Genomic DNA, 13,819 nt, shown 5'->3' on the forward strand with positions numbered 1-13,819 from the left:
CGACCGACCTAGGTTAGACCAACTTACTATCTATATAGCTGTTTGCTTTTCGATATCTAAGGGGTGTAGGTCTCCCTAAAAAGGAGGTGATCCAGCCACACCTTCCGGTACGGCTACCTTGTTACGACTTCACCCCAGTCACCAGTCCTGCCTTAGGCATCCTCCTCCACGAATGGTTGGAGTAATGACTTCGGGCACTACCAGCTTCCATGGTGTGACGGGCGGTGTGTACAAGGCCCGGGAACGAATTCACTGCAGTATGCTGACCTGCAATTACTAGCGATTCCTCCTTCACGCAGGCGAGTTGCAGCCTGCGATCTGAACTGAGCTCCGGTTTACGGGATTTGCTTGCATTCGCATGCTTGCTGCCCTCTGTCCGGAGCATTGTAGTACGTGTGTAGCCCAAGGCGTAAGGGGCATGCTGACTTGACGTCATCCCCACCTTCCTCCGGTTTGTCACCGGCAGTCTCTCTAGAGTGCCCAACTTAATGCTGGCAACTAAAAACGAGGGTTGCGCTCGTTGCGGGACTTAACCCAACATCTCACGACACGAGCTGACGACAGCCATGCACCACCTGTGTTCGCGCTCCCGAAGGCACTCTTCCCTTTCGGGAAGATTCGCGACATGTCAAGCCTTGGTAAGGTTCTTCGCGTTGCATCGAATTAAACCACATACTCCACCGCTTGTGCGGGCCCCCGTCAATTCCTTTGAGTTTCACCGTTGCCGGCGTACTCCCCAGGCGGGATACTTAACGCGTTAGCTACGGCACGGCTCGGGTCGATACAAGCCACGCCTAGTATCCATCGTTTACGGCTAGGACTACTGGGGTATCTAATCCCATTCGCTCCCCTAGCTTTCGTCCCTCAGTGTCAGTTACGGCCTAGCAGAGCGCCTTCGCCACTGGTGTTCTTCCTGATCTCTACGCATTTCACCGCTACACCAGGAATTCCCTCTGCCCCGAACGTACTCTAGCTATGTAGTTTCCACTGCTTTTATCTAGTTGAGCTAGACTCTTTAACAGCAGACTTACATTGCCACCTGCGGACGCTTTACGCCCAATCATTCCGGATAACGCTTGCATCCTCCGTATTACCGCGGCTGCTGGCACGGAGTTAGCCGATGCTTATTCCTCAGGTACCGTCATTGTGTTCTTCCCTGAGAAAAGAGGTTTACGACCCAAGAGCCTTCCTCCCTCACGCGGTATTGCTCCGTCAGGCTTTCGCCCATTGCGGAAAATTCCCCACTGCTGCCTCCCGTAGGAGTCTGGGCCGTGTCTCAGTCCCAGTGTGGCTGATCGTCCTCTCAGACCAGCTACTGATCGTCGCCTTGGGAGTCCATTACACTTCCAACTAGCTAATCAGACGCGAGCTCATCTTCAGGCAATTAATCTTTCACCTTTCGGCACATCCGGTATTAGCCACCGTTTCCAGTGGTTGTCCCAGACCTGAAGCCAGATTCTCACGCGTTACTCACCCGTCCGCCACTAAATCCGAAGATTTCGTTCGACTTGCATGTGTTAAGCATACCGCCAGCGTTCATCCTGAGCCAGGATCAAACTCTCCGTTTTGTTTTGGAAAGCTCTATAGCTCAATTAGCTGCTCTTTTTTAACTTCAGCTTAGTTATTTTTATTTGCTTGACGCAATACACTTGCTGTATAATCGCTTTCAAACTATAATATTTTCAAGGTTCGGTGTCCTTTAAGCGTCGCTTTTTCGCGCTCCGCTTCAAGCACTTATTCAATATAGCGAACTTACTTCATTGTGTCAACTATTTTTCCCAAAATATTTTTGGACCGCTTCTGTGTCTCCTGAAACTGCCCACAGTGCCGGGTTCTAGGCAACAATGGTTTATGCACTGTGTTGAGTAAGGATGGAACAAGCGTGAATTTTCAGTCGGTAATAAGTTTATTGCATCATTTCTGGGGCGATCGCGGTTGTCTTATTGCCCAGCCCTACGATATTGAGAAGGGGGCTGGTACTAAGAATCCACAGACTTTTTTAAGAGCATTGGGACCAGAACCCTGGGCTGTTGCTTATGTTGAACCCTGTCGTCGACCTACTGATGGACGCTACGGTGAAAACCCTAACCGCTTCCAACACTATTATCAGTACCAAGTTTTGATCAAGCCTTCACCAGATAATATTCAGGAGATTTATCTTGATTCGTTAAGGGCTTTAGGTATCCGTCCTGAAGACCACGATATTCGGTTTGTAGAAGATAACTGGGAAGATGCAACAGTGGGAGCTTGGGGTACTGGGTGGGAAGTATGGTTAGATGGGATGGAAGTTACTCAATTTACCTACTTTCAACAGTGTGGAGGAATCGATTGCCGTCCGGTGTCAATTGAAATTACATACGGGTTAGAGCGGCTGACAATGTATCTCCAGCAAGTAGAAGCATTTACTAAGATCCAGTGGACAGACAACATTACTTATGGCGATGTTTTCCTGCAAAGTGAGATTGAGCAGTGCACATACAACTTTGAAGCGTCAAATCCTGAGTTGCTACTGACATTATTTAATTTGTATGAGCAGGAAGCTACCCAATTGACGGAGCGAGGATTGGTATTGCCTAGCTTAGATTATGTAATGAAATGTTCGCACACATTCAATCTGCTGGATGCTAGAGGTGTGATTTCGGTGACGGAGAGAACTCGCTATATTGCTAGGATTCGGCATTTGGCTAGGAAGGTAGCTCATTTATATGTTGAGCAAAGGGAGAAGTTGGGTTTTCCGTTGCTCAAAAATTTAAAACCAGTCATACAGCCACCTGTTTTACAGCCAGTTGTGCAGCAACTTGATTCACAGCCAGTCTTAGTACAAGCTGTTTCAGAGTCTACAGTTAAATCTCGTTATCAATATATTATTGATTGGCTGTTTTTGATTCCAATTATCTCTTATGTCCTTTGGCTAATACTTTCATTGTTTCGGTAGAAAAGTTTATGTATCAAACAATATAGACCATCCAGATACTTGTTACCTAGTAAGAGGATGTTTGTAAAGTCTAATTTATTACTTACCTGGGCGACTAAAAGTCGCGGCTACACAAACAAAACCTGCCTCCGCAGGTTAGCAAACTCTTGATTTTGCATTCTCTAAGCTAGGTATATCTTGATAATGTGGCTATTGCTAAAGATCGGAAATACCATTAAATCTTGAGCCTTGAACATAAAAGCTACAAGGATAAAGCCCGCACAGACGGGCTTTGTTTGTATAAACTTGATGGACTATACTTCACCACAAGGATCAAAATTTTTCGTTGCCGCTGATTAAAAAGATGAAAATCTCGCGCAGAGGCGCTCCAGGTGCAGATAATAAGAGTTTGGAATATTTAATTTTTGAATTTAATAACCAAATTCAGTAACGCGGATTTTCTTTATTGCTGCTCTAGTTATTTTTAAGTTAGCTGCAAATTCGGGTTGCCAGGTGCTTTTACAAAAATCTTATGATTCAAACCAGTGGTGTAATTATTTGTCTTGGCTACATTTTTGGGTTGCTGCTTACAGCAGTTCCTTGGGGTGGTGTGGGGATTTTGGTTCTGGGGATAGTGGGAGCAATTGTTTTTAGAAGACGCACCACACTACAGCAATTTGCTCAGAAACCAGAAAATAGTGGAAGCAAAAATAAGGCAGTGCCTAATATTTGGCAAACTATTCCCCATCCTCGAATATGGCTAGCTGCTGGCTTGGTGGGATTATTGGCAACTTTATATTTTCAATGGCGAATGCCACAACCAGGTGCAAAAGATATTAGTGAGTTTGTCCCGCCTGGAAATAGCAGCAATCAAGAACAGCTTGTGATTGTACGCGGCGAAGTGGCGAGTAATCCCCGCTTAACTCGCAGTCAGCGAGGACAATTTTGGCTAGAAACAACTCAGTTAGATGAAGTTAAAAATGATAAAGGTTCAGCAGGTGTCCCACAAGGGGTTACAGGCAAATTGTATGTGACAGTCCCTATACTTCAGGCTACTGGGTTATACCCTAGTCAACAAATTGCCGTGACTGGGATTTTGTACAAACCAAAGGCGGCTTCCAACCCTGGTGGTTTCGATTTTCAGAAGTTTCTCAAGCAGGAAGGAACGTTTGCCGGTCTAATTGGGCGACAAATAAATGTTTTAGATCAGGAACGTAAATGGGGATGGTGGCAAATTCGGGAGCGAATTGTGCGATCGCAAGTTCGTTGGTTGGGCGTTCCTGAAGGGCCTCTTGTCAGCGCAATGGTTTTAGGTAGCAAAGCTGTTGATTTACCCTACGATATCCGAGACTTATTTGTACAAGCTGGATTAGCTCATGCTTTAGCAGCTTCTGGGTTCCAAACTTCTTTGATTCTGAGTGTGATCTTACAGTTAACGAGACGGGCAAGAAAAGGAACACAATTTACTCTTGGGTTTTTGGGTTTAATCATTTTTCTGAGTTTAACAGGGTTTCAACCTGCGGTTCTCAGAGCCGTAATTATGGGTTTTGCGGCATTAGTTGGTCTGCTATTAAAAAGAAAGGTAAAACAGTTTGGCTCGTTACTAATAGCAGCAACTCTGCTATTAGTGTTTAATCCTCTATGGATTTGGGATTTAGGTTTTCAATTGAGTTTTTTAGCAACATTAGGATTAGTTGTAACAGTACCCGCATTAGTCAATCGCCTAGCATGGCTACCACCTGCGATCGCTGCTTTGATTGCTGTTCCCCTCGCTGCAACTATTTGGACTTTACCTGTGCAACTTTTTGTCTTTGGAGTTGTACCATCTTATAGTCTGTTGTTGAATGTAGTTAGTACACCATTAATTTCGATCATTAGTATAGGTGGAATTATCAGTGCGTTAGTAGGTTTAGTGTGGACTGAAGCAGGAAGTTTCTTAGCTGGGGTGTTACATTACCCTACTGATTGGCTAATTAAACTAGTGGAATTTTTTAGCAAGTTACCTGGAAATTCTGTTGCTGTGGGTAGCATATCTACTTGGCAGCTTTTGGCGATTTATATACTCATTATATTGGTCTGGTTAGTGCGTTGGTGGCAGAGACGGTGGTGGTTTGCTAATATGATTGCGATTGGTTTAGTATTCATCCCACTTTGGCATTCTAAAAATACATTGTTTAGAATAACTGTCTTAGAATCGGGTACGGAACCAATTGTAGTTGTTCAAGATCGAGGTACTGTAACTGTAATTAATAGTGGTGATGAAGGTACAGGACGTTTTACGATTCTACCGTTTTTACAACAGCAGGGTGTAAATCAAATAAATTGGGCGATCGCAACTGATTTTCAAGGTAATCAAAGCAATGCTTGGTTTGAATTAATGCAACGTTTACCAATCAAGAATTTTTATGAATATTCACCCCAAACAGATAATTCTATTACGACTCAGGCAATTCAACAGGAACTACAAAAAAATCAAGGAATTTATCAACCATTGGCAGTTGGTCAATCTGTAAAAGCTGGTTCGATAGTAGCGCAATTAATCAACGACCAATTACCAATTTTACAATTGCAAATTTTAGGTCAAAATTGGTTATTAGTAGGTAATGTTAAATCTAAAGAGGTGCAGCAACTAGTAAAAAATGGAAGTTTGCCTCGCCCGCAAGTGCTTTGGTGTGCCCCTGAATCATTGAAAGATTTAGTTATTGCTCTGCAACCACAAGTAGCGATCGCTTCTTCTGCCAACTTTGATCCAAAAACTTTATCTGAACTGAATCAAAGCCAAACTAAACTGTTCTTTACAGGACGAGATGGGGCTATTCAATGGACTCCTAATGGTCAGTTTGAGGCGTTTATTGAATCAACAGAAAATAAATCATCTGTTTTATAAAAAACTCATAAATTCAGTAAATTCGAGTTGTATTAAATCTATGACAATCTACTTTTATAGCACTCGTGAAGAATATGGGTGTTTCTCTAACTTTTCATCCCACGGCTTTGAATTAGATAGATTATATTGGTCAACTAGCGAACACTACTTTCAAGCGCAAAAGTTTGTGGGTACACCTCATGTAGAACAAATACGCCTAGTTAAAACACCTAAAGATGCGGCAAGAATGGGGCGTGAGAGAACCCGTCCCTTACGTCAAGATTGGGAACAAGTTAAAGACGATATTATGCGGCAAGCTGTGCTATGTAAATTTCAAACTCATAGAGATATTAGAGATATTTTACTTTCTACAGGAAATGCAGAAATTGTTGAAAATTCGCCTATCGATTTTTACTGGGGTTGCGGAGCCGATGGCAGTGGTAAAAACATGCTAGGAAAAATTTTAATGGAGGTGCGGGATATCCTACTCCATAGACACAGTAAAGATATTGATAATAAAACTTGTTAGATAATCTCGATAGCAAGCAAATAATTTAATACTGCTATATAGTTATTAATCTTCATGAGTAGTAATCTAAAAACCTCGATTAAAATTCAAAAGCGATCGCTATATAAACTCTCACCTCTCCTAAACTGACGCTGTGGTAAACCAGACTGGTGAAAGATGCATCCTGGTTTTGGGAACACTAAATTTAGCACTAGACTTCCACAAGAAGGAGTTGATGTCTAAAGGCGAATGGAATAACCAGATCGAAAAATACAGTTCCCTTGCAATTACCCATAACATATCTAAAACCAGTGAAGCGTAATACAATTACCCATGAATTTGACTCTGGTTCACAAGCAGAAATACTACCTCCACAGGAAAGTGATGACCATTCATCGGAAGCATCCAAGCTACTACGGCAAGGAACTCAACAGCAGCAAGCTGGTGAATTAATAGCGGCGATGAAGTCTTTACAACAATCCTTGGGGCTATTTCAGGCAGTTGGAGATTTGCAAAAACAGGCACAGGTACTTTCTTTTTTAGGATTGGTAACTTACAGCGCTGGAGACTATAAAGGTGCTATCTCTTACTCCCAACAGTGTTTGTCTTTGCTCAAGAACACCTCAGATTTAACATTGCAAATGCAAGCACTTTCCCATTTAGGTAATGCCTACCGTCACCTGAATGACCATGAAAAGGCAATTGAGTTTCTGGAAAAGTGTTTGAAAATAACCCAGCAGCTGCAAGATAAACGCAGTCAAGTGGCAGCACTGAATAACTTGGGATTGGTTTATAAAGCTTGGGGCAAATTTACACAGGCAATTGAGTATCAGCAGCAAAGCCTAGAGATTGTGCGGGAACTCAAAGATAATTGGGGGGAGGAACAGGTACTCAAGAATTTAGGTAATGCTTGGTATGCTTTGGACAATTACCCAAAAGCGATCGCCTATTATGAGCAATGTGTAGTTATAGCACGCTCCTTAAAACATGTTCGCAGTGCTTCTCAGGTGCTAAAGAATCTGGGTCATGCTTGTTATACATTAGGTGATTATGCCAAAGCCATTCAGTATAATGAGGAACGGTTGCAATTGGCCAAAGAAATTCAAGACCAGCGTAGCGAGGAACAGTCTTTAGGTAGTTTAGTAATTGCTTGTGAAGCTTTGGGTGACTATAACAAAGCAATTATATATTATGAAGAACGTTTGATCTTAGCTAGGAATATCAAAGATCGTCGCAGTGAAGAACAAACTCTTGCTCGTCTGAAAGCTGCTTACGAAGCCTTGGGTGATTATGCCAAAGCTATGCAATACCAGCCGAAAACGTCTCCAAATAGTTAAAAAGCAAGACAGGGAAACAATTCAAAATTACTCGCAGAGGTCAATTCCTCCTATTGTGTTTTGTTGCTGAAGATATACAAGAACTTCTAATGTATCTACTTGGGGAAATTCCGCGTAAAAATTACTCACACTCCAAAAGGGTTCCGGTGTTTCCAAGACTATTGTGCGATCGCCCCACTGTTCTAACCAAGGTAGCAATTTTTGTGGCACTACTGGAGTACATAACCAAACTGCTGCTGGAGAAAGCGCTCTCATGGCAGTTGCTGCTACCGCTATTGTCATACCTGTAGCAATGCCATCATCAACTAAGATGAGCGTAGCATTCTCTGCATTTACTTGCGGACAAGCAGGAATTAATTGAGCCTCAAGAGACTTAGCAAGGTTTATCGCTTTATTTAAAGCTATTTCTCGCCACCGCGCATCATATTTAGAGCGAAATAGCTTTTGATTGGCCCAAAGAACATTTCCAGAAGTAGTCACTGCACCAATTGCTAACTCTGGGTTTTCTGGATGGCTAATCTTTTTTGCCACAACAATTGTCAACGGACAATCTAAAAGACGTGCTATTGGTGCTGCTACTGGTACACCCCCTCTTGGCAAAGCATAAACAATTGGTACAGGCTTTACCCCAGAATCAATAGTTTGCTGAGTCAAAACATCATAAATTACTCGCGCCAATACTTCACCCGCATGGGTACGATCGGCGAAAAGTGGGGTATGTGACATGCTTTCCCCCAGCATCTTAGGACGGCACTGCTTTTATCATGACTGAATTTTGTCTCAAATTAACTGATACAATAAGATTTGTATAAATAATTAAGTATTCAGCAAAAGTTTATTGTTCTGATAAATATCCAGCCAGAGGGCTATTTAAATCAGATATAACAGCTAGCGCTGATGCCAAAATCCTGATTTTCATGAGCAGCGAAACCCAACTTAGCCTCTTCGACGACTCAACTTTTAACCAACGAGAACTGATTCCTACAGACGCGAAAATTCCGATCGCTCCCGGAACTTATTCTGACATAACGGAGTTGACACAGCATTGCGATCGCTGCCACCGTTGTGCATTGGGAGATACTCGCACTCACACTGTTGTCGGGCGTGGTAATCTCAAAGCACCAATTATGGTTGTGGGAGAAGCACCAGGTCAAAATGAAGATGAAACGGGTTTACCATTTGTAGGCAGATCGGGACAATTGTTGGAGAAAATTTTGGCATCGGTGAATCTGACTACTGAGCATGATGTATACATTGCCAATATCAATAAATGTCGCCCACCAGATAATAGAGTTCCCACTCCTGTAGAGGTGGCGGCTTGTCTACCATATCTATTAGAACAAATTCGCTTAGTTGACCCCAAAATAATTTTGTTAACGGGTGCGACTGCTGTCAAAGGGATCACTGGGGATAAGCGGGGAATTACGAAAATTCGCGGCCAGTGGCTAGAGTGGGAAGGGCGTTTATGTATGCCAATTTTTCATCCTTCCTACTTGCTACGTAACCCTTCTAAGGAAAGAGGTGCGCCAAAATGGTTGATGTGGGAGGATATCAAGGCAGTGCGTGCCAAGTTAGACGAAATTCAAAATCACAGCTAATGCTTAATTCCGTCTTTTTTAAGGCTTGTCACTACCAACATCTTTTCAATTACTCACTTCGTTGCTATCCCGATTGGGAATAAATTCTAAAGCTAATAGCTAAAGACTTCTCAAGAGGACTCAATACAAGATTAGGACTTACGCAAAAATTGCTCAAAAGCTTAATTTATCGAACCGCCAAGACGCCAAGAGCGCCGAGAATTCGTAGAGTGTGCGTAAGTCCTAAAGATTTTAAGCGATGTAGATGACTAGACTCTGTAAAAGAGAAAATTTCAGTCTACTGATTGTGATCGCTTATTTTAATTGAATATGACGGCATTTGCTCACTAGGAGTAAAACTGAAGCTAGCGTACCCCTTTGGCAAGGAGCACGCTAGCACAAGTAAGGTACTTTAGTTATTGGTAATTGAGCAGACTCGATATTACCTTTTACCTTTTAGACGCGAAATTTCAAGTCTCTATTCGTCGTCGAAGTCATCCTCGTCATCTTCTTCTTCTTCCTCGAAATCGTCGTCGTCTACTACTTCATCAGCAATTAATTCATCTTCTTCATCTAGAATTGACCTTTCTGCACGTCTGCTGCCAAAGCCAGATTCCCCAAGAGTAGGAGAATCTAAATTATAGGTGCGAGCTGTGCGATCGTCTAGGACCATATCTAGGGGATCATCAACTTCATCTAACACACTACTGGTAATTTCAGCAGTATAGTCATCGATCGCTCCGGGTTCTTCATAGGTATTGTACCCAGTACCAGCCGGAATCAATCGGCCGATAATCACGTTTTCCTTTAATCCGCGCAGCCAGTCAGATTTGCCTTCGATAGCTGCTTCGGTGAGTACCCGTGTTGTCTCTTGGAAGGATGCAGCGGAAATGAAGCTGTCAGTGTTCAACGATGCTTTGGTGATACCCAACAATACTGGGGTATACTGTGCCCTCGCACCGCCTGTAATTGCCATAGCTTCGTTTACTTGCTCAACTTGGCGCAGTTCCACCAATTCGCCGGGGAGCATGGTGGTGTCACCACCATCATCAATCCTGACCTTGTTGGTCATCTGGCGAACAATTACTTCAATGTGCTTATCGGAAATATCAATCCCCTGAGACTGGTACACCATTTGCACTTCATTCACCAAGAAGGTTTGTACCTTCTGCAAAGCGATGCTGGCACAAGCATAGATTCCGTCTTCAGAACCAAGGCTAAAGAAGATTTCTAAAATTTCGTGGGGATTGGATGGGCCATCAGTCAACGGTTGTCCCGCTACTACCATTGAGCCATCTGGAACAATCAAATTTTGTCCAGGGCCTAGAGGATAATCTGTCACCACGCCATTTGATTCTACGACCTTAATAGCGATCGCTTCATCACCACTTTCAGCGTAAACTACCTTAACTTCTCCACCCCGCCGACATAAAATGCACGCTTCTTTCGGTTTACGAGCTTCAAGTAGTTCCTCAATCCGGGGCAAACCTTGAATGATATCTCCGGTTTTGGCGCGTTCAAACACCAGCAACACCAAATTATCACCCCGTTGTACCAAATCGCCGTCTTCTATTTGCAACACAGCACCAGGGCTGACTCGATAAGGACGACCAATGCGGGTAGTAATAACGTAGTTTTTAGTACTCAGAGCTGATTCTCCACCAGATGCAGCAGCAGCATTTTTAATATCTACTACCTGTCCTGATTCTGGGGCAAAAACTCCAGGAGCAACTTCTGTACCTTCTACTAGCAAGTCACCCACTTTCACTTTTGGCTGAGTACTAGTATTAATGGTGAGCCTGTCAACGTCGCGCAATACCAAGCAACGACGCACGTTTTCGGTTCCTTTTTGTACACCCCGCACTTCCCCGCCTTCTTTACACAAGATTTGGGTACGTGCGACTACAGACCCTGGGGCAATGGTTAGTCCATCGTGTACCTCAAGTGTCGTCTGGGTACTACCTTGGGTGGCATCGGCGGTAATGTCTCGACGAATTACCAAAGATTCCAAAATCACCAGTTGTAAACGTTGAACTTCTGGATCTTCAGTATCCTCTACTAATTCAATATCTGCTGCCAGGGGTGAAGCATTATGGTCTTGTTCCCCTTCTTGCTCAATTTCCAGTACTAGCTGGGTTCGTAGCAGTTCCACACCTTCAACAGATTTGACGCGTTCTGAATCTTTATAAGGTAGTCGCTGCACCGCTCTCAATTGGATCGATCGCCCGGTTTGTTGACTTACCGATGTCGTTGATGGCACATCTGGATTATCAGGGACGGCAAACTCAACCACTGGACGACTCAATAGGGCGGGGCCTTCTGGTGTCTCCACATACTGGATATAACGCAATTCCGTGGCGACATTGCCTTGGAATTCCTCACCTGGTTGGATGAAGGTGTTATCTCGCCCGATAACTGATTCGGGATCGTCCACCATCAGCAGTTCCCCTGGCTTCACCACCACTTCCCGCAGGATGTCGTTTTTCTGGGTCACTTCTACCACACCACTGTTTTGGCAGAAGATATCCTTCACCACTTCTGTGCCAGCTTCCACAAACTGACCGTCTTCCACCAACAACAAGGAGATATCTTTATTAACTTCGTGGCTTTCTTCGGGAATCCACAACAGTGTACCGCCCTGCACGACTTCATAACCCAGCTTGGCTTTGCCTTTTTTCTGGACTTCGACACCTGCAAATTTTAGGAATCCACCAGTGGTTGTGCGATAGCGGTCATCAATTAACTCAGCTACTACTTGACCATTTTGCACTTTTGTGCCTGGTGTAGCTCGGAGGTTAAAGACTTGGTTGTTGCCAGTAGAAACTAAGTAGTTATTGCGACCTTGGGAACTTTGGACTGTCACCGTTGCTTGGTCTAAGACCACAGAAGCGGTGATAATCTCAATTTCCCTGGTACTCTTACCTGGGGTAGCTTCTGGCAAGCGCACCACACCACCGTGCAAACTAGTTAACTTGGTTTCTGCTAAAACTCCATTAGAAGCGATCGCATCACCATTTTTCACCACCAATTCTGCACCAGGCGGCAAGTTATAAACTTCCCCAGACAAAATCCAAATCAAGCCACCGCGTGCGGCTGTGGTTGTGGTATTGCCTTGACGGTCAGTTTTTTGTTCTGGAACAACTTCGGCAAATTGCACTTCCCCTGCTAAGTCAGAAGCAACATCTTTAACTGCTTTTTCTGTATTAGTCCGAGTTGTACGTCCACCAAGGGCAACCTCTGCCAACAACTGACCTTGTTTTACCTTATTTCCATCAAATACATATAGTGTTGAACCTTGGGTAAGATGAACCTCTTGGTTCTCTGGAGTAACATCACCTACTTTTGTTGGCTCCAAAAGCATGATGCCATTAGCCTCAACATAGAGGGCATCTTCCCCGTGGCGGGTACGATATGTTCTGGTTTTCAGTTTGCGAGGAAGTTTGACAGTCCCATCAATTTTGGAACGAACTTGTTGCGCCACTTCTCCAGTAAACACCCCACCAGTGTGGAATGTCCGCATGGTTAGCTGGGTACCAGGTTCGCCGATACTTTGGGCGGCAATAATCCCCACAGCTTCACCCAAATCTACCATCTTGGCGTGTGCCAAACTCCAGCCGTAGCAGTGTTGACAGACAGAACGTGCCGCTTCACAAGTTAGGGGCGATCGCACCACAACTTCTCCCACCCCAGACTTTTCAATTTTCTTTGCCAAGTCTTCAGGAATTGGCGAATTGCGTGCTGCAATCACTTCTTTTGTTACCGGATGCACCACATCTTCGCCAATTACCCGTCCCATCAAGCGGGTTCCCAGAGGAATCAAGGTTTTGGCACCTTCTGTCATTGGTCGAATCGCAAGACCTCTAGTGGTGCCACAGTCAAATTCCCGAATAATTACATCCTGGGAAACGTCCACCAATCGGCGGGTGAGATAACCAGAGTCAGCCGTCCGTAAGGCAGTATCCACCAATCCTTTTCTGGCACCGTAAGACGAAATAATGTATTCCGTCACAGTTAACCCTTCACGGAAGTTGGTTTTGATGGGCAAATCGATAATTTCCCCTTGAGGATCTGCCATCAGTCCCCGCATCCCAACCAATTGCCGCACTTGAGAGATATTACCCCGTGCCCCGGAGAATGCCATCATATATACGGAGTTTAGGGGATTAGTCTTCTTGAAGTGAACGACTACTTCATCTTTCAAGGCTTCACTGGTACCATTCCAAGTATCGATTACCTTTTGGAAGCGTTCTACTTCAGTGATTTCTCCCCGTTGATAACGGGTTTCAGTAGCGCGAATTTCTTCCTCGGCTGCTTCTAAGAGCAATCGCTTAGTTGGTGGTATCATCAAGTCATCTACACTGATGGAAACCCCTGCTTTGGTAGCATAGCGAAATCCCAAATCTTTCAATTTGTCCGCCATCACTGCGGTTCGCGCTGTACCATAATTCGTGAAAGCCCAAGAAATTAAATTTCTCAGTTGACCTTTGTCAACCACGCGATTGCGAAAAATCATTTTTTCGTTAGTCATTAATCATTAGTCCTGAGTCATCAATAATTAATAATTCGTAATACTCGCCAAACCCGAGAAGCAAGCTACGTAATTCGTAATTAAAGAAT

Annotated in this window: 5 protein-coding genes, 1 rRNA gene and 2 pseudogenes; 5 read left to right on the plus strand and 3 right to left on the minus strand. The window is 44.0% G+C overall.

Annotation, left to right across the window (positions count from 1 at the left end; genetic code table 11):
* Positions 1–79: 79 nt before the first annotated feature.
* Positions 80–1,568: ribosomal RNA gene (locus CDG76_RS16210) — 16S ribosomal RNA — on the minus strand.
* A 314-nt stretch (positions 1,569–1,882) separates the two neighbouring features.
* On the opposite strand from CDG76_RS16210, the pseudogene glyQ reads away from it, so the two are divergent.
* The 4 genes and pseudogenes from glyQ to CDG76_RS16230 all read left to right on the plus strand — a co-directional run.
* A pseudogene (glyQ, locus tag CDG76_RS16215) lies at positions 1,883–2,752 on the plus strand (glycine--tRNA ligase subunit alpha); the annotation flags it as partial.
* A 694-nt stretch (positions 2,753–3,446) separates the two neighbouring features.
* Entirely contained in the window at positions 3,447–5,801 is a 2,355-nt protein-coding gene (locus CDG76_RS16220; RefSeq protein WP_094350025.1) for a ComEC/Rec2 family competence protein, read from the plus strand.
* 40 nt (positions 5,802–5,841) lie between these two features.
* Positions 5,842–6,309, plus strand: coding sequence for an NADAR family protein (locus CDG76_RS16225; protein WP_094350026.1), 468 nt, complete (start codon positions 5,842–5,844; stop codon positions 6,307–6,309).
* A 214-nt stretch (positions 6,310–6,523) separates the two neighbouring features.
* Positions 6,524–7,625 (plus strand): annotated as a pseudogene (locus tag CDG76_RS16230) (tetratricopeptide repeat protein).
* Positions 7,626–7,652: 27 nt separating this feature from the next.
* On the opposite strand, the gene CDG76_RS16235 reads toward CDG76_RS16230, so the two are convergent.
* Positions 7,653–8,351 carry a phosphoribosyltransferase gene (locus CDG76_RS16235; protein ID WP_094350506.1) on the minus strand — a complete coding sequence of 233 codons (699 nt, stop codon included), beginning with the start codon at positions 8,349–8,351 and terminating at the stop codon, positions 7,653–7,655.
* 191 nt (positions 8,352–8,542) lie between these two features.
* Here CDG76_RS16235 and CDG76_RS16240 point away from each other — a divergent pair, with 191 nt between their 5' ends.
* On the plus strand, positions 8,543–9,223 hold the full coding sequence (locus tag CDG76_RS16240) for a uracil-DNA glycosylase (RefSeq protein WP_094350028.1): 681 nt from the start codon (positions 8,543–8,545) through the stop codon (positions 9,221–9,223).
* A gap of 457 nt (positions 9,224–9,680) precedes the next feature.
* Here the strand turns inward: CDG76_RS16240 and CDG76_RS16245 are convergent, their stop codons facing one another.
* Positions 9,681–13,730, minus strand: coding sequence for a DNA-directed RNA polymerase subunit beta'' (locus tag CDG76_RS16245; RefSeq protein ID WP_094350029.1), 4,050 nt, complete (start codon positions 13,728–13,730; stop codon positions 9,681–9,683).
* Positions 13,731–13,819: the final 89 nt, after the last annotated feature.

Origin of the sequence: Nostoc sp. 'Peltigera membranacea cyanobiont' 210A (genome assembly GCF_002246015.1) — a bacterium.
Lineage (GTDB): Bacteria > Cyanobacteriota > Cyanobacteriia > Cyanobacteriales > Nostocaceae > Nostoc.

Excerpts from the sequence above, each read along its gene's own strand:
- CDG76_RS16220 (WP_094350025.1), top strand. The coding sequence starts at position 3,447 with ATGATTCAAACCAGTGGTGTAATTATTTGTCTTGGCTACATTTTTGGG.
- CDG76_RS16240 (WP_094350028.1), top strand. The coding sequence starts at position 8,543 with ATGAGCAGCGAAACCCAACTTAGCCTCTTCGACGACTCAACTTTTAAC.
- CDG76_RS16235 (WP_094350506.1), bottom strand. The coding sequence starts at position 8,351 with ATGTCACATACCCCACTTTTCGCCGATCGTACCCATGCGGGTGAAGTA.
- CDG76_RS16245 (WP_094350029.1), bottom strand. The coding sequence starts at position 13,730 with ATGACTAACGAAAAAATGATTTTTCGCAATCGCGTGGTTGACAAAGGT.
- CDG76_RS16225 (WP_094350026.1), top strand. The coding sequence starts at position 5,842 with ATGACAATCTACTTTTATAGCACTCGTGAAGAATATGGGTGTTTCTCT.